The 16186-nt window shown below is 54.4% G+C and carries 14 protein-coding genes; 7 read left to right on the top strand and 7 right to left on the bottom strand.

All coding sequences use genetic code 11. The features are described from left to right. Positions 1-85: 85 nt before the first annotated feature. The 3 genes from ACO0LC_RS02290 to ACO0LC_RS02280 form a co-directional block, all read right to left on the bottom strand. Positions 86-940, bottom strand: coding sequence for an alpha/beta hydrolase family esterase (locus ACO0LC_RS02290; protein ID WP_423000189.1), 855 nt, complete (start codon positions 938-940; stop codon positions 86-88). A gap of 244 nt (positions 941-1184) precedes the next feature. Further along, on the bottom strand, positions 1185-1442 hold the full coding sequence (locus tag ACO0LC_RS02285) for a hypothetical protein (RefSeq protein WP_423000187.1): 258 nt from the start codon (positions 1440-1442) through the stop codon (positions 1185-1187). An 8-nt stretch (positions 1443-1450) separates the two neighbouring features. Next, entirely contained in the window at positions 1451-1786 is a 336-nt protein-coding gene (locus tag ACO0LC_RS02280) for an ArsR/SmtB family transcription factor (protein WP_423000185.1), read from the bottom strand. Positions 1787-2123: 337 nt separating this feature from the next. On the opposite strand from ACO0LC_RS02280, the gene ACO0LC_RS02275 reads away from it, so the two are divergent. Next, positions 2124-5012 (top strand): FAD-dependent oxidoreductase, encoded by a 2889-nt coding sequence (locus tag ACO0LC_RS02275; protein WP_423000183.1) that lies wholly within the window; start codon positions 2124-2126, stop codon positions 5010-5012. Between the two features lie 67 nt (positions 5013-5079). Here ACO0LC_RS02275 and ACO0LC_RS02270 read toward each other — a convergent pair whose 3' ends face one another. After that, complete coding sequence (locus ACO0LC_RS02270) at positions 5080-5310, bottom strand: hypothetical protein (protein ID WP_423000215.1); 231 nt, start codon at positions 5308-5310, stop codon at positions 5080-5082. 231 nt (positions 5311-5541) lie between these two features. Between ACO0LC_RS02270 and ACO0LC_RS02265 the strand changes: the two genes are divergently transcribed. Continuing rightward, positions 5542-6942 (top strand): PLP-dependent aminotransferase family protein, encoded by a 1401-nt coding sequence (locus ACO0LC_RS02265; protein WP_423000181.1) that lies wholly within the window; start codon positions 5542-5544, stop codon positions 6940-6942. Positions 6943-7093: 151 nt separating this feature from the next. Here the strand turns inward: ACO0LC_RS02265 and ACO0LC_RS02260 are convergent, their stop codons facing one another. Both ACO0LC_RS02260 and ACO0LC_RS02255 read right to left on the bottom strand, forming a co-directional pair. Further along, positions 7094-8233: an ABC transporter substrate-binding protein gene (locus ACO0LC_RS02260; protein WP_423000179.1), complete on the bottom strand. Its 1140-nt coding sequence runs from the start codon at positions 8231-8233 to the stop codon at positions 7094-7096. 374 nt (positions 8234-8607) lie between these two features. Then, positions 8608-9147, bottom strand: a complete 540-nt coding sequence (locus tag ACO0LC_RS02255; RefSeq protein ID WP_423000177.1) for a MarR family winged helix-turn-helix transcriptional regulator — start codon at positions 9145-9147, stop codon at positions 8608-8610. Positions 9148-9353: 206 nt separating this feature from the next. Here ACO0LC_RS02255 and ACO0LC_RS02250 point away from each other — a divergent pair, with 206 nt between their 5' ends. After that, entirely contained in the window at positions 9354-10619 is a 1266-nt protein-coding gene (locus ACO0LC_RS02250; RefSeq protein WP_423000175.1) for a flavin-dependent oxidoreductase, read from the top strand. A 228-nt stretch (positions 10620-10847) separates the two neighbouring features. On the opposite strand, the gene katG is transcribed toward ACO0LC_RS02250, so the two are convergent. After that, a complete protein-coding gene (katG, locus tag ACO0LC_RS02245; RefSeq protein ID WP_423000173.1) occupies positions 10848-13019 on the bottom strand; it encodes a catalase/peroxidase HPI in 2172 nt (723 codons plus the stop codon). 347 nt (positions 13020-13366) lie between these two features. On the opposite strand from katG, the gene ACO0LC_RS02240 reads away from it, so the two are divergent. The 4 genes from ACO0LC_RS02240 to ACO0LC_RS02225 all read left to right on the top strand — a co-directional run bounded on the left by ACO0LC_RS02240 (position 13367) and on the right by ACO0LC_RS02225 (position 16173). Beyond that, positions 13367-13615 carry a DUF3297 family protein gene (locus ACO0LC_RS02240; RefSeq protein ID WP_423000171.1) on the top strand — a complete coding sequence of 83 codons (249 nt, stop codon included), beginning with the start codon at positions 13367-13369 and terminating at the stop codon, positions 13613-13615. A gap of 178 nt (positions 13616-13793) precedes the next feature. After that, a complete protein-coding gene (locus tag ACO0LC_RS02235; protein WP_423000169.1) occupies positions 13794-14552 on the top strand; it encodes a tRNA-uridine aminocarboxypropyltransferase in 759 nt (252 codons plus the stop codon). 216 nt (positions 14553-14768) lie between these two features. Next, positions 14769-15203 (top strand): MarR family winged helix-turn-helix transcriptional regulator, encoded by a 435-nt coding sequence (locus ACO0LC_RS02230; RefSeq protein WP_423000167.1) that lies wholly within the window; start codon positions 14769-14771, stop codon positions 15201-15203. Positions 15204-15369: 166 nt separating this feature from the next. Next, on the top strand, positions 15370-16173 hold the full coding sequence (locus ACO0LC_RS02225; RefSeq protein ID WP_423000165.1) for an alpha/beta fold hydrolase: 804 nt from the start codon (positions 15370-15372) through the stop codon (positions 16171-16173). Positions 16174-16186: the final 13 nt, after the last annotated feature.

Here is a 16186-nt window from a genome sequence, read left to right as displayed (position 1 = left end):
ATCAATAAGGTCGCCGATCTCTTGCCTTGGAATGTCGCTGATCGTCTGGCGCAAAAAACAGCCTGAGTCTGAGTTTGACTTCGAGTTAAACGTAAAAAGTCAAGGACGGTGCTGGTGAGGTGCTTACGCTTATGCGTTCTACATCGCCACCTGATATTGCGGTCGTTTTTGCCGTGGGTGCGGCGGTGATCTTGTTCAGGTCTGCGAAATATTGTACGGATGCGCGGGCATTGAGTACGTCGCCGCATTTGTAGAACAGGCCAAGCAGGTTCACTTCGCCGCCGTTGTATGGCACTAGCGGGTCTTTGGTGCCGTTCATGATCATGACGGAGGTGCCGGTGCCAGCGGGTTTGCAGCGGAAGTTTTGCGGGACTTGCACGCTGGCGGATACTGCGGCCACGGCGCGGAAGCGGGCTGGGGATTCCAGGGCCAGGCGTAATGACATGAAGCCGCCTGCTGATACGCCGGTGGCGAATACGCGGGTCTTGTCTGTGCCCAGGTCTGTGATGAGTTTGTCGGTCAGGGCATTGAGGAAGCCAACGTCGTCGATGTCGCGGCCATTGACCTGGTAGTCGCCAATTTTGCCGCAATCGTTCCAGTCAAAGCTGTAGGAGTCGGGATAGGCGATGGCGAAGCCGTGCTGGTCGGCGAGGCGTTCGAAGCCGTAGCCGGTTTCTACGCGTATATCTTCTGCGCTTTGGCCTGAGCCGTGCATGACCAGCACCAGGGGTGCGCCCTTGGGCAGGTCGCGTGGCACATAGCTGATGTAGGTGCGTTTGATGCCACCTGCCTGTATGCTGCCTTTTTGCACAACACCAGACAAGTTGGGGCGGATGGGTGCGGGGGAATAGATGAAGTAGGCGAACAATGCGCCGCACAGCGCGATGAGGGCAAGCAGGCCCAGCAGGCTCCAGGCAAACCAGCGTAGTACTCGTTTCATCTTGCACCAGCTGTGGCTGAATGCGTGAATGGATGTGAGGATCGAAGCGCGATAGTAATAAGCGGGTAAAGCGCCCTGGGCACAGACAGACGAGACGATGACACATGGTGCATTTGCTTGACTCCTAATGGCCGCAGGGTGACGCAGCTAAACAAAGTGAGACTGCGCGCTGATTTGATGCTACTGATTTGATGCTGCTGATTGTGTTGATGGTGTTGATGGTGTTGATGCTGCGACTAGTGTGCTATTCAACTTCGCGAAGTATCTTTTCTACCGTCACGAGTCTGCCCTGTATCTCTGCCAGGGCTGCAGTCGTTGAGGCCAATGCCGCCACGATTTCAGCCTGGCTTGCGGCTGCCTGGGTTGCGAGCGCACGATAGGCTTCGTCTTGCCCCAGGCGCACTCGCGCCTGCAAAACCTCGGAGACATATTTCATGAAAAAAATGATGACTGCGGCAGCGGCAGGGAAGAAGAACGCGGCGAAAAAGGCATTTTGAGACATGGTGACCTCTATGATTCTGGATTGTTGTTCAGGGAAACCGCCGCCGCGGCAATGCTGCGTGGCGAAAGCGTAATGGCGAAACTGGATACTTCAAAATAATTGAGGGCTTTGCCATCATGTGACAGTTCTAGCTGGCTGGTGACCAGGCCAGCAGCCTCCAGCTTTTGCAGGTGCAGATGCAGCAAGGGGCGGCTGATGCCTACCTCGCGGGCGAGCTGGCTGATGTAGTTGCGACCCTGCGTCTCAAGTATGGCAATGATGCGCAAGCGATGCGGGTTGGCCAGCGCCGCCAGCACTTCCAGCAATTGCTCACCTGTGATTGCATGATTTTTTAATTCTTTCATGTATCAACAATATCTTACACGTGTCACGATGTATACCGATTTTTGTATTTATTTTCAGCTGGAGCTTATCTGGCAAGGGAGCTGTGCTGCTGTGGCGAAGATCAGAACTGTTCTGAAAAAGAGGGAAGTTTGACGATAGAGCAGATAAACCCAGCCTAAGCTGGCTACTGGTAAATGTCTGTTTTTTTATACAAATACTATTTCGCCCGCACTTAGCTTGCCCAAGACCAACAGACTGCCAGCATAATACCCACTGACAAATTACCCACTGAGTAATTACCCACTTACTAATGGCGGATGAGCTTATCTCCGCGACCTTATCCCGGGAGACAGCTCGTTGAAGCAAACTAGAGTGTTGATAGCAGGCGCAGGTATTGCAGGTTTGACGGCAGCGCATGAACTGGCCGAACGTGGTTATCTGGTGACGGTGGTAGAAGCGCTGGCTGCGCCGGGTGGCAAGTCGCGCAGCATACCAGTTGAGGGAACAGCTGCTGCTGGTCAGCAGGAGCTGCCGGGTGAGCATGGATTTCGCTTCTTCCCCGGTTTTTACCGGCATATCCCTGACACCATGGCGCGCATACCCTGCGTGCTGGCGGATGGGTCGTATGGCAGCGTGGCAGACAACCTGGCGCATACTTCGCGCACGCTGGCGCTGTCCAAGAAGGGGCGCTGGGAAGTGCCCAACCAGTTGCGCTCATCATCGCGTGATGCGGCGTCGCTGCTGTCTTTTCTGTACGATCTTTTTGTGGGCAGCGGTGTCGATGTACCGCGTGAAGACATGCTGCATTATGTGCGCTGCGTGTTCACCATGTTGACCAGTTCTGATGAGCGGCGTTTTGGCGAATTTGAAAACATCTCTGCCTGGGATTATTTCCAGGCACCGTCACGTTCTGAGGCTTACCAGAAATATGTCATCAATGCCGTGACACGCACCCTGGTGGCTTGCCGTGCGGCGGACATGAGCGCACGTTCCAACGTGGTGGTGGGCATACAGCTGCTCAGCGATATCTACCGCAGTTGTGCAGATCGAGTACTGAATGGCCCGACCAGTGAAGTATGGATAGCACCCTGGGTCACACATCTGCAACATCTGGGTGTGGAATTTATCCAGGGTGTATCAGTAGAAAATGTGCTGTGGGATGGCGATGCTGCAAGGGCGCTGCAACTCAGTGATGGCACAGAGTTGGCAGCCGACCATTTCATTCTGGCGCTACCGCTAGAAGCCTTGCAGGCCATCAGCAATGAAGACATGCTGGCGAGAGCACCGAGCCTTGCAAGGCTGGACGAACTCAAGACCGAGTGGATGAATGGCATCCTCTTCTATCTCGGGCAAGACATAGAACTCAATCACGGGCACACGATATTTCTGGATGCGCCGTGGGCATTGACCTCGCTGTGCCAGCAACGCTTTTGGCCACGCGGGCTGGCGCAATATGGCGATGGAGCTGTGCGCGGCATATTGAGCGTTTGCATCTCTGATTTTGATGCACCGGGTGACTACATACGCAAGCTTGCAAAGGATTGCACAGCCGCAGAAATGCAGGAAGAAGTCTGGCAACAGATCCTGGCCCACCTTGCACCGGCAGACCGCGCAGAGCTGGAAGCTGCTGGCGTGGTCGCCTGCTCGATAGACCCGTCACTGCACTGGACAGAACATGGCATGCAAAACGATGCGCCGCTGTTCGTCAACACCGCGGGTTCTTGGGCGGCGCGGCCTGAGGTGGATATAGGCATCAGCAATCTGTTTGTGGCTGGTGATTTTGTGCGCACCACTACCGATGTGGCGACCATGGAAAGCGCGAATGAATCTGCACGCCTTGTCGTTAATCGCATACTTGATCTGACTGCATCCAGTGCCGTACGCTGCCAGTTATTCCCGCTGGAAGAACCCGTGGCGCTAACACCACTGAAGGTTATAGACAAGCTACGCTTTGAAGCAGGCTTGCCGCACCTGCTGGACCTGGTGCCGGTATTCTCAGGCGAAACCATCGCCTGGTTGGGTGGCATGACCAGCCGCGTTGCCGAGTATTCTGTCAAGGCTGGCGACATCGTGCGCCAGCTGGGCTGGGACCAACGCCTGCCGGAGTTTGAATCCAAGGCCATGCGCTTTATCAACAACCTCAGCAGAGGCGTGGCACCGGTCTCCAAATGGGCCAGCACTGCGCCTGACTCGAAATCAGGTACAGCAGAAGCGCAGGCTAATACATCTGGCGTGAACACGCTGATCAATGATGTAGTCGGCTCCATCAATGACAAGGCGCTGGCAGACGACCTCGACAAATTGCGTGCACGTTTAATCAGCGCGCTGGACCAGACCGATAAACATTTTCGTGAATACGGCGCCAGCCACCAGCGCCACCTCATTGATGGCGTACTGGCAGATTCACTATTCCAGTCCGGCAAGCGCCTGCGCGCAAGCTGCGCCCTGCTGTGCTCCATGCTGATGCGGCGCTTCTTGTCAGAAGAAGCGGTGCAGGTCGCCATCATCACAGAATCAATACACGCCGCCACCCTGCTGCACGATGACATCATCGATGAAGCCGACCAGCGACGCGGCCATCCCACCGCATGGAAAAAATATGGCGTCGGTGCCGGTGTGCTGGCAGGCAACCTGCTGGTCTCACGGGCCGTACGCTCACTGTACCGCATAGGCTATAACGGCCTGGCAGACGACTTGTTTGAAGTCATAGAATCCATGATCGCCGCCGAATCCGACCAGCTATCAGGCCGCCGTAACCTGGAAGCCTGCGAACAAGATTACTTGCGCATCATCGACGGCAAAACCGCCGGCCTGTTCGCCTGGTCCTGCCGCGCCGGTGCCACCGTAGGCGGCTGCAACGCCGCCACAGTGAGCGCCACCGCCAATTTCGGCCGCCACATGGGCCTGGCCTTCCAGCTCATCGACGACATCATCGACCTCGCCCCGGATACGAACGACACAGGCAAAACTCGCTACACCGACCTCAGCACCGGCCTGCTGACCTACCCCTTGCTACTGGCCCGCCAGCGCGACCCGCAAGGCTTTGATGCACTGGCAGCGAATGGTTTTGCTGATGCCACCGAGGTTAGTGCATGGCTGGTCGCCAATGAGGCGCTGGAGGATACACGGGCTGTGGCTGCGAGGCAGATTGCAATGGGGGTAGAGGCTTTGCTGCCAGTACGGCATTCTGCGGCGAAGGCGACTTTGATTGAGTTGGCGCGGGCGTCTACAAGGCGGCTGCGGTAGAACATACCTGCCTGCCAACGCTGCCCATTAGCCGCATCACTGGATACCGACCGACTATTCTTTACCATCACGGGAAGCTCAAATCCAAACCAAACATCCTGGCAAGGACGAAGGTGAGATACCCCAGGCCCAGGAGCGATAGCATGAAGATTGCGGCTATCTTGCCCCCCGCGCGTAGTACCGCATTCGTCGCCATCTTCTTGCCTTGATCATAATGCCACTTGATGGCGAAGAACATGCCTATGGCGAGCACGAGAAGCTTGAATGTCACCAGGACTATAGGGATCCAATCCATCATTTTGAGTATTTCCAGCTTATTAATGACATTATCTATCGTGTGCAGAGCACTACCGTAAACTGCTGCTTCAGCACCTACATTTTTTTTCAACCATCCCCCAGGCATCCAGCGTAGCGATTTGCCGGGTGCAGATGCGAGAAGGGGAAACGTCAACAACTGCCATGCAAGCATGGTGTTGCTGTGCGCCCTGATGCATACTACTTGAAAGCAATTTCCATACATTAGGACAAAATGTCCCAGTTGAAAAACATACAAGATAAAGATGTGCCGATCTGGTTGCCGCGATTGGCCGTGCACGGCGGGCCACGTTTTTTACAGATTGCGGATGCCTTGCAGGCCGCATTGGTAGAAGGATCGCTGAAACCGGGTGAGCGCCTGCCTACGCAGCGGCAGCTGGCAGCACAACTGGAAGTTGACCTGACGACGGTCACGCGGGCATACGACGAGGCCCGACGCCGCAACTTGCTGGAGGGCCGCGGTGCCCGGGGTACTTATGTCGCGGCGCCTAAAGTTGAATTGAACGCCGTCCTCGACCTGAGCATGAATACGCCACCATCGCCGGATGGTGTGGACTTCGACGACATGTTGAAGCAAGGTTTGTCTCAGGTACTGATGAGGACAGATAATGAGCAGTTGATGACTTACCACCTGGCCGGGGGGAGCGACTCGGATCGCCAGGCTGGAGCCAAATGGCTGGCACCGATGTTTGGGCATCTGGATATTCAACAGCTTGTTGTCTGCCCTGGTGCGCAAGCGGCGATCGCGGCATTGATACTTGCGCTGACTGAGCCTGGCGATGTGATCCTGGCAGAAGCAATGACTTATCCCGGCTTGCGGGCCGCTGCAACTCAGTTAGGCCGACGCATCATTGCGGTGGAAGCGGATCAGCACGGAATGCTGCCTGAGATGCTTGAGCAAGCGTGCCGCCAGCACAAGCCTGGGCTGATCTATCTCAATCCTACATTACAGAACCCGACCGCCGTTACCATGCCGGCGCACCGGCGCAAGGAGCTCGCCAGCATCGCGCAGCGCTGCAATGTACGCATTGTCGAAGATGATCCCTACTGGTTGCTTGCCGATGCCCCGCCGCCGCCTATTGCGACGTTTGCGCCGGAACAGGTGTACTACATCTCGACGCTGTCGAAATGCCTGACGCCCGGCTTGCGTGTTGCCTTCGTACTGATACGAGCTCCACAGGAACGTGAACGCTTCCTGGTCGCGCTAAGATCATTTGCGCTGATGGGCGCTCCTCTGACGGCTGCACTGGCCACTCAGTGGATAGTCGATGGTTCGGCCCAGGGGTTGATGGAAGGCGTACGCAGGGAGGCGCGCCTGCGCCACTGGATGGCCAGGGATATTCTGGCGGGGCGCTACAGCGGTGACGGAGATGGTCTACATGTATGGCTAGCGTTGCCAGCGTATTGGAACTCCGCACAGTTTGCGCGCGCAGCCGAGAGCGAGGGCATTACGGTCATGCCAGCGGAAGCATTCGCCACTGGCAGTGGATCAGTGAATGCAATCCGTATCTCTTTGGGTGGCATCAAGGACCGTGGGCGCTTGCAGGCGGCTCTGCAAAGACTGTCTCATCTGCTTGCGCAGCGGCCCGAATCGTCCGGCGCTACTGAGGTTTAAAGTCCAGGAAACACTGAGCTTCATGCGGGAGTTTTCTCTATGTACTCGCACATGGTTTTGCCGCCTCAGCGTTTATCGGGAATTTGATCTGGTAGCACATGCAATTACCAGATCAAAGCAAACAAAATTACTATTCATCTCCTCTTGCTCATCAAGGCCCAACTGCCTTCCAGTTCCCGCCCTGTATCGTCAGCATGACCCGCGCCTTTTCTTCCAGGCCAAAATGATCATTCGCGGTGTAATGCAAGACACCCTGGGAGATGGGGATATCGATCTCAGATTCCATCGCATCTTTCAAGGCTGTGCGAAATTCTGGCGTGCCGGGTTTGGCTTTTTTCAGGGCCAGGGGGATGACGCGGTTCAGTAGCAGGTAGGCGTCGTAGCCGTGGGCGGCGAACTGGTTTCTGGTGCCTTCGCCATATTGTTTTTCATAGCGGCTGGTGAAGTCTGTGGCCAGTTGTTTTGAGGGGTGGTTGTCTGGCAGCAGTTCGGGCAGGATGGCCAGGCCTGCGACGACGAAGGCACCTTCTACGTCTTTGCCGCCCAGACGTATGAGGTCACGTGATGCTGCGCCGTGGGTTTGGTAGATTTTGCCTTTGTAGCCGCGTTCTATCAGGGCTTTGTGTGGCATGGCTGCACCGCTGCCGGATGCGCCTATGAGTATTGCATCTGGCTTGGCGGCAAGTATCTTCAGGGTTTGTGCGGTGACGCTGGTGTCGGGGCGATTGAAGCGTTCTGTGGCGACAGATTGCAAGCCATCTTTGGCGGCCGCAGCAGTGATGGCCTTGAACCAGGTTTCGCCATAGGCATCAGAATAGCCAAGGTAGGCGTAGGTTTTGACGCCTGCTTTTTTCATATGGTCGGCCACGGCATGGGCCATGAGCGGGGTTGATTGAGCGACGCGGAAGGTCCAGGTGCCTTTGCCTGGTGCTACCTCGACAGGTGAGGTAGAGATTTGTGGCGTCTTGAGTTCAGACGCGACTTCTGCCAGGGCAACGGAAGCGGGTGTGGCGGTGGAGCCGACGATGACATCGACCTTGTCGTCAGTGATGAGCCTGCGGGCGTTTTTGCTGGACTGGGTGGTGTCGGATGCGTCGTCGAGGATGATGAGTTTTACTTTTTCACCACCTATGTTTTCTGGCCACAGGCCTATGCCGTTCTTGGTGGGGATGCCCAGGCCAGATGCCGGGCCGGTCAGGGGCAGGCTGACACCGATGGTGATATCGGCGTGGGCCGTGCTTGTGGCGGCTATCAATAATGCGGCCAGTATAGGGTTGAGCTTGATTTGCATTGCGGTCTCCTGAATTATTGTTGGTATTGCAGATGCGGGGGTGGTGTATTGTTGTCTGGTTTGGAATTTTTTTTTCGCCGCAATATTGTTATGTCGCATAACAGTTATTTAATATAATAATATTTCTGGTGGGATGCAAGTGGGGATTTGGATTTATGGTTTTGTGCTGACGACGATGTAGCATTGCAGCATGAAACTTTAAATTTGTATTCCAATGGTTGGGCTGCCTCGCTCGCATCGTAGGTTGGGCTACGCTTTACCAGCCCAACACTTAGCGATTAAATAAGGTATACGTTTTTTAAGGCCAAGTGTTGGGCTGATACCCCGTAGCCCAACCTACGAAGTACAGCCTGTCGAGACCCGACGCAAGACTATTACTTCGTCTCCATACACAACTTCCCCAACAAGGTACGCAACTGCTGCCTTTCCTTCACCGTCAAGTGCTGGCTGACCCTGTCATCATGCTCTTTCACTACCAGCTTGTATTTTGCCAATTGCTTGTGGCCGTCTTTGGTCAGGTGCAGCATATAGGATCTGCGGTCGCCGGCGTCCTGGCGTTCCAGCAGGCCTGCCTGTTCAAAATTGTCGATGATGGCAACCACGCCTGAGCGGGCGATACCCATGACTTCTGCCAGGCGGGTTTGTGAAATGCCGGGGTTGTTGCTGATAATCACCAGGGAAGAAAAGCGTTGAGGTGTGATGTCATACGCACCCAGGCTGGCGGTGAAGTCTGCATAGATGGATAGCTGGGCGCGGCGCACGGCGTAGCCGGTGAGTTCTTCGAGGATGTCGTAGTCTATACCTTCTATGCGAGCATTAAAGGCAGGGGTTAGGGCCTGGCTGGCCTGGCGCTTGGGCAATGCTGCCTTAAGTTTGGCTGGTGCTTTTGGGGTGGCTGTTTTTTGTTTTGGCATGGTCAGACACTATGAATGAAATTTTTGTTTGAAGCATTGTACATGCTGGACAATTTTAAATGAGCTAAACCACATTATCAGAATACAAGAACCAGACTAATGGAGAATTGCAACAAGTCTTGTGCTATTTCGGATAATTGTTATACAGTAGAACAATAAAGCCGTTACTCAAAGATTTGCGGCATCATCCATTGCAGGAGGAAGACATGAAGGTAGTTATCGCAGGTGCTGGTATAGGTGGCCTGACGCTTGCACTGATGTTGCATGAGCGCGGAATCGATGTTGAGGTCTATGAAGCGGTCAAGGAGATCAAACCGCTGGGTGTGGGCATTAATCTATTGCCGCATGCCAGCCAGCAATTGTGCCAGTTAGGGCTGGAGAGTTGCCTGGCTGAGCGCGGCATAGAGACTTCATCGCTGTCGTATTTTAATAAGTTGGGACAAAAAATCTGGCAAGAACCGCGGGGACGTGCTGCTGGGTATGACTGGCCGCAATATTCTATACACCGTGGTGAATTGCAGATGACTTTGCTGCAGCATGTGATAGAGCGCCTTGGTGTAGAGCATATTCACCAGGGCCATGCATTTACGTCATTTGAGCAGGTGGCTGACAAGGTGATTTCTACTTTCACCCGGCAGGCAGATAGAGAGGCCGTGCTGGTAGAGTCTGATTTGCTGATCGGTGCGGATGGCATACATTCGGCAGTGCGGCGTTTTGTGTATCCGCAGGGTGACCAGCCGCGCTTTTCTGGTCGCATGCTGTGGCGTGGAGTGACTGAGGCGGCGCCATATATGGATGGGCGCAGTATGTTCATGGCGGGGCATCAGGACCAGAAATTTGTTGGCTACCCTATCTCTGAACCATTGCGGGCGCAAGGGCGTTCGCTGATTAACTGGATTGCAGAGTTGCGTGTGCCGGGCGGTGAATTGCCAGCGTCGGACTGGAACCGCAAAGTAGATAAAGCTACTTTCAGCACGCCCTTTGATAGCTGGAACTGGGGCTGGATAGATATCCCTGGTCTGATAGCCGCGGCCGAAGTGGTGTATGAATTCCCGCTGGTGGATCGCGACCCTTTGCCGCGCTGGACTTTTGAGCGGGTGACGCTGCTGGGTGATGCCGCCCATCCTATGTATCCTATAGGCTCGAACGGCAGTGCGCAGGCGATACTTGATGCTCGCTATCTTGCTGACTGTCTCGTTGGCGAAGCAAGTATTTTGTATGCGCTGCGTGAGTATGAGGCGGAGCGTTTGCCGCGTACTACTGGCATCGTACTGCGTAATCGCATGAACGGGCCTGAGCAGGTGATGCAGATGGCGGAAGAACGTGCACCTCAAGGTTTTTCGGATGTGAATGAGGTGATTGCGCAGGTTGAGCTGGAGGCGATTTCTTTGCGGTATAAGCGGCTGGCGGGGTTTGATAAGGATGCAATGTCTTTGACAAGTGTGACTAGGAAACTCAGTTTAAAAGCGTAGGCGGGTCGGGCCTCGTTAGGCTGCGTTTTAGCAGCTCAACACTAGGTACAAAAAAACGTATACGTCATTTAAACGCCGAGTGTTGGGCTGGTAACCCGCAGCCCAACCTACGACTAATTTACCAGCGATCGTATTGCAATAGAAACCCATCCCCACCCTAAGCCTCCCCTTGAAGGGGAGGGAATACTTATCATCAAACAATGCTGCAGGAATATTGATTATTAAGACTCACAACAAATCAAACCTGTCCGCATTCATGACCTTAACCCACGCTCCCACAAAATCACGCACAAAAACCTGCTGAGCATCGGAGCTGGCATAGACTTCTGCCAGTGCCCGCAGTTGTGAGTTGGAGCCGAAGACGAGATCGACCACGCTGGCTGTCCATTTCAATTCACCGGTTTTTCTGTCACGACCTTCGAGCTGGCCGTCAGTGCCGGACTTTTGCCATTTGGTTCTCATGTCCAGCAGGTTGATGAAGAAGTCGTTGTTGAGTGTCTCGGCGTGTGTGGTGAGTACGTTCCTGGCATCGAGTGCGCGCAAGCCACCTACCAGAGCTGTCATTTCTGGCGCGCTCAGGTTCAGCAACTGGGCCTTGTCGATGAGCAGGGCTGCGGCTGATTCTTCGAGACCTTTGCGCAGGTAATTACGGAAACCGTCTGCCAAGGGTTCGAGTACGCTGAAAGATTCAACATCTGTTTGCTCCTGGCTGGCGTCCGTACGGCCTGGAGTAAATGGCACGCTGATATTTTGCCCGGCTTTTTTTGCTGCAGCTTCGATGGCGGCGCTGCCACCTAAGACAATCAAGTCCGCCAGCGAGATTTTTTTACCAGCAGATTGCGCGGCATTGAACTCTGTCTGTATGGCTTCGAGTTTTGCGATTACCTTGGTCAGTTCTGCCGGTTGATTGGCTTCCCAGTCTTTTTGTGGAGCCAGGCGTATGCGTGCGCCGTTGGCACCGCCGCGCTTGTCACTGCCGCGGAAGGTGGAGGCAGATGTCCAGGCGGTGTTGACCAGTTGCGAAATCGACAGGCCGGATGCCAGCAACTTGGCTTTAAGGTGAGCGATGTCTTTGTCATCCACCAAAATATGGTCTACAGCCGGGACAGGGTCTTGCCACAGCAGGACTTCTTTTGGCACCAAGGGGCCGAGGTAACGGGCAACAGGGCCCATGTCACGGTGCGTCAGTTTGAACCAGGCTCGGGCGAAGGCGTCTGCCAGTTCTTGCGGGTTTTGCAGGAAACGGCGGGAGATTTTTTCATAGGCAGGATCAGCACGCAGGGCCAGGTCTGCCGTGGTCATCATGGGGGCGTGACGCAAGGACGGGTCATGCGCATCTGGCACGGTGGTTTTGGCGACTGGGTCTGTCGGCGTCCATTGATGCGCGCCAGCTGGACTCTTGGTCAGTTGCCACTCGTAGCCAAACAGGGTTTCGAAATAGCTGTTATCCCATTTAGTCGGCGTGGGTGTCCATGCGCCTTCTATGCCGCTGGTGGTGGTGTGCACGCCTATGCCGCTGCCAAAGCTGTTGGTCCAGCCCAGGCCTTGTTCTTCTATGCTGCCGCCCTCTGGTTCTGCGCCAACCAGGCTGGGGTCGCCTGCGCCGTGGGCTTTGCCGAAGGTGTGGCCGCCAGCGACGAGGGCGACGGTTTCTTCATCGTTCATGGCCATGCGGGCGAAGGTTTCGCGGATATCGCGGGCAGATGCCAGCGGGTCTGGCTTGCCATTCGGGCCTTCAGGGTTGACGTAGATCAGGCCCATTTGTACGGCAGCGAGGGGGTTTTCGAGTTCGCGGTCGCCGGTATAGCGTTGGTCATCGAGCCATTTGCCTTCTGAACCCCAGTAGATATCGTCTTGTGGTTCCCAGACGTCGGGGCGGCCACCGGCAAAGCCAAAGGTCTTGAAGCCCATGGAATCGAGAGCGACGTTACCAGCCAAAATCATCAGGTCAGCCCACGACAGTTTGTTGCCATATTTTTGCTTGATGGGCCACAGCAGGCGGCGAGCCTTGTCGAGATTGCCATTGTCTGGCCAGCTATTGAGCGGTGCAAAGCGTTGTGCGCCAGCACCTGCACCACCGCGGCCATCGGCAGTGCGGTAGGTGCCTGCACTATGCCAGGCCATGCGTATGAAGAAAGGACCATAATGGCCGTAGTCTGCTGGCCACCAGTCTTGTGAGTCTGTCATCAGGGCTTTGAGGTCCTGGATCACTGCGTCGAGATCCAGGGTCTTGAAGGCTGCTGCGTAGTTGAAGTCCTCGCCTAGCGGATTGGATGCCGGGGAGTGTTGGTGCAATATCTTGAGGTTTAATTGATTCGGCCACCAGTCTGCGTTTGCTTGGCTAGCTGCCACTGCGGCGCGGGCACTAGCTGAGAACGGGCATTTTGCTTCGTTAGACATTCTTATCTCCTTTGATTGAGTGACACGCGAGCCCATTACATCAAGAGGATGCGATGAGCTCTACTACCTGATCGATTGTAGAGATGGAAACGTAATAGGTATACTTAATTTAATTTATCGATTTAATTTGTTTTGACTATCAATTAACGTCCAGCCCGAAATGCGCTTTTTTATGCAAACGGCTATTGGCGACTACATTTAAGGCTTTGTTTATGACAAGATTATTGGCGGAGCGATGTATTTTGATCTGAAAGCGATACAGCGCAATGCGCTTTTAATATTAGCTTATTTACACCAATGCATGAGAGCCATTGAATCGCCACCACTTCTAAGGGATAATTACGACCATGAACGATACTACACAATACCCCCCATTACCGGATCGCCTGTCGGTTGATCCGCGCAGCCCTTATCATGTCGCCGAAGTGTTTCAACACGATGTAGGCATCAAGCTCAATGGCAAAGAGCGCAATGATGTAGAAGAATATTGCATCAGTGAAGGCTGGGTCAGCGTTGCTGCTGGCAAGGCACGTGACCGCAAGGGTAATCCTTTGATGATCAAGGTCAAGGGCGTTGTTGAAGCGTTTTACCGCTGATTACTTTCATGCAGATGTAGCTAGGTGCAGCCTATGGGTTTGCACCTTTTTCTTTTAGCTAGTTCGCTGGCTATCAGCGCGCATTGCGCTATCCTTTAGAATTCCAGAATATCGCCTGCCTTGTTTTTTACAGACATGCATGGTGCCCAGCCTGTCTACCCCGTGATTTATACCCCTGATGAAGCCGTCGCTATTGCCATATCCCCCGCATGCTGTGTCCCGTTTGCGCTCATCACGTCTGGAGCGCAGTACCAGGCCATTTTTGGCGCGTGGCGGCCCCAAGGGTGAGCGTTGTGGCGGTTGCAGGTTAATCCTCAGTCATTGCCTGTGCGAACTGCGTCCTATCGTGCCTACCCGCGCCGGTATGTGCCTGCTGATGGCCGAGCATGAAACGCTGAAACCCAGTAACACTGGCTGGCTGATTGCCGATGTGGTGCCAGACACCATGGCCTTTGGCTGGGCGCGTACCGAAGTTGACCCGGCCTTGCTGGCGGTGCTGGCTGACCCGCAATGGCAGCCTTATGTGGTTTTCCCGGGTGAGTTTGTGGCACCTGAGCGGGTGATTACAGGATTGCCGCCTGTAGGTGCAGAGCCGAATGGTAACAAACGTCCGTTGTTCATTTTGCTGGATGCTACCTGGCCAGAAGCACGCAAGATATTCAAGAAAAGCCCTTATCTGGCGCAATTTCCGGTACTAAGCCTGTTGCCGGAACAGCTCTCACGTTACCGCCTGCGCCGTTCACGGCGGGATGATCACTTGTGTACCTCCGAAGTCGCCGCCCTGTGCCTGGGGCTAGCGGGTGAGACTGCGGCTGCGCAGGCGCTGGAGATGTATCTGGATCTGTTCACCGACCATTATCTGCGTGCCAAGCAGCAGTTGAAGGTGGAATGGGAGGATGAATTGCATGTGCGGATGCGAGAGTTGGTGGGGGGATAGTAGCGATATTTGTTGCATGCATCGTAGGTTGGGCTACGCCTTATCAGCCCAACACTCGGCGTTAAATAACGTATACGTTTATTGAAGCCCAGTGTTGGGCTGGTGAAGCGTAGCCTAGCGAGGCCCGGCCCAACCTACAAACCCGCCAACGCCGTCATATTTGCGACTGATCCCAAATTACGTTACGCTAACCTCTTCCAAAGAAGCCTTTACCAAATGACCACCCGCAAACCGCCCCTGCTCGCAGACCATCTGTGTTTCAACCTGTACTCCACGTCATTGAAGATGACGCAGTTGTACAAGCCCTTGCTGGCTGAGTTGAATCTGACTTATCCGCAATACCTGGTCATGGTGGTGTTGTGGGAAGAAGAAGGTTTGGGGATACGTGATCTGGCCACGCGCCTGGGGCAGGACTCTGGTTCTATCACGCCTGTGGTCAAACGGCTGGAAGCAGAAGGTTATCTCTTGCGCAACCGCGACCCCAAAGATGAGCGTAACCGGGTACTGACGCTGACGGATGCGGGCAATAAACTGCGTGCAGCCGGTGTCCGTATCAGCCAGCAAATTGCGGCTGCCTGCAACTTGCAATTGGCTGATTTCAAACAACTCATGGCTGGCCTGGACAAGCTGAGTAGTCACCTCGACAATTAAATTTATAGCAAGCCGCAAGAAGAATTTAAAAAATTAACTTGCGTGCTAATTATTAGCACGCTATTATTCGCAACATGGCAAAGCGCAGGAAGCGGGAAATGCCATTCAAATACTTAGCGCGCTAACTAATTTATCTGTTTTTAAATTTTCTTTGAAAGTCATCATCATGAAAAACATCCGTAAAACTGCATTGATCTCATCTACTGCCCTGTCTGCTGCCCTGTCTGCTACCCTGCCTATTGCCCTGTCCTCTGCTGCTATGTTGCCAGGCCATGCCTTGGCCGCCTCCAGCAATGACACTACGGTAGTCCTGGTACACGGCGCTTTCGCTGACGGTTCCAGCTGGAACCAGGTGACGCCTTACCTGCAGGCTAAAGGGGTGAAAGTCATCGCTGTGCAAAACCCGCTGTCCTCACTGGCAGATGATGTGGCCGCAGTGCAGCGTGTAGTGGATGCACAGACTGGCAAGGTAGTGTTGGTTGGGCATTCATGGGGCGGTGCAGTGATTACACAGGCGGGTGTCAGCGACAAGATCAAGGCGCTGGTGTATGTGGCTGCCTTTGCGCCATCTGAAGGTGAAGCCCTGGGTGGCCTGGGTAAGGATTATCCTGTACCTCCAGGCATTGCGACCCTGAAACCGGATGCCAATGGCAATATGGAATTATCACCAGAGTCATATGCGGCTAATTTTGCGCAAGACGTTCCCAAAGAAAAAACTGCTGTACTGGCCACCACGCAAGGCCTGTTGCCTGCCAAGGTATTTGGTGAACCTGTGAGTTTCGCTGCATGGAAAAACAAGCCTAATCATTACATCATCGCCAGCAAGGACCGCATGATAGACCCAGGTCTGCAGGCTGCGTTTGCGAAAAAGATCAATGCTGTCACTACGACACTGCCAACCAGCCATGTGCCTATGCTATCTCAGCCTAAAGCTGTGGCAGAGGCGATTCTGGCTGCGGTGAAAAACTAAGTAATTGGCATGG

It is taken from the genome of Undibacterium sp. JH2W (genome assembly GCF_049340425.1).
Taxonomy (GTDB): Bacteria; Pseudomonadota; Gammaproteobacteria; order Burkholderiales; family Burkholderiaceae_D; genus Undibacterium.
This window is presented reverse-complemented; position numbering and strand designations above follow the sequence as displayed.

Excerpts from the sequence above, each read along its gene's own strand:
- ACO0LC_RS02290 (WP_423000189.1), bottom strand. The coding sequence starts at position 940 with ATGAAACGAGTACTACGCTGGTTTGCCTGGAGCCTGCTGGGCCTGCTT.
- ACO0LC_RS02285 (WP_423000187.1), bottom strand. The coding sequence starts at position 1,442 with ATGTCTCAAAATGCCTTTTTCGCCGCGTTCTTCTTCCCTGCCGCTGCC.
- ACO0LC_RS02280 (WP_423000185.1), bottom strand. The coding sequence starts at position 1,786 with ATGAAAGAATTAAAAAATCATGCAATCACAGGTGAGCAATTGCTGGAA.
- ACO0LC_RS02270 (WP_423000215.1), bottom strand. The coding sequence starts at position 5,310 with ATGATGGATTGGATCCCTATAGTCCTGGTGACATTCAAGCTTCTCGTG.
- ACO0LC_RS02265 (WP_423000181.1), top strand. The coding sequence starts at position 5,542 with ATGTCCCAGTTGAAAAACATACAAGATAAAGATGTGCCGATCTGGTTG.
- ACO0LC_RS02260 (WP_423000179.1), bottom strand. The coding sequence starts at position 8,233 with ATGCAAATCAAGCTCAACCCTATACTGGCCGCATTATTGATAGCCGCC.
- ACO0LC_RS02255 (WP_423000177.1), bottom strand. The coding sequence starts at position 9,147 with ATGCCAAAACAAAAAACAGCCACCCCAAAAGCACCAGCCAAACTTAAG.
- ACO0LC_RS02250 (WP_423000175.1), top strand. The coding sequence starts at position 9,354 with ATGAAGGTAGTTATCGCAGGTGCTGGTATAGGTGGCCTGACGCTTGCA.
- katG (WP_423000173.1), bottom strand. The coding sequence starts at position 13,019 with ATGTCTAACGAAGCAAAATGCCCGTTCTCAGCTAGTGCCCGCGCCGCA.
- ACO0LC_RS02240 (WP_423000171.1), top strand. The coding sequence starts at position 13,367 with ATGAACGATACTACACAATACCCCCCATTACCGGATCGCCTGTCGGTT.
- ACO0LC_RS02235 (WP_423000169.1), top strand. The coding sequence starts at position 13,794 with ATGAAGCCGTCGCTATTGCCATATCCCCCGCATGCTGTGTCCCGTTTG.
- ACO0LC_RS02230 (WP_423000167.1), top strand. The coding sequence starts at position 14,769 with ATGACCACCCGCAAACCGCCCCTGCTCGCAGACCATCTGTGTTTCAAC.
- ACO0LC_RS02225 (WP_423000165.1), top strand. The coding sequence starts at position 15,370 with ATGAAAAACATCCGTAAAACTGCATTGATCTCATCTACTGCCCTGTCT.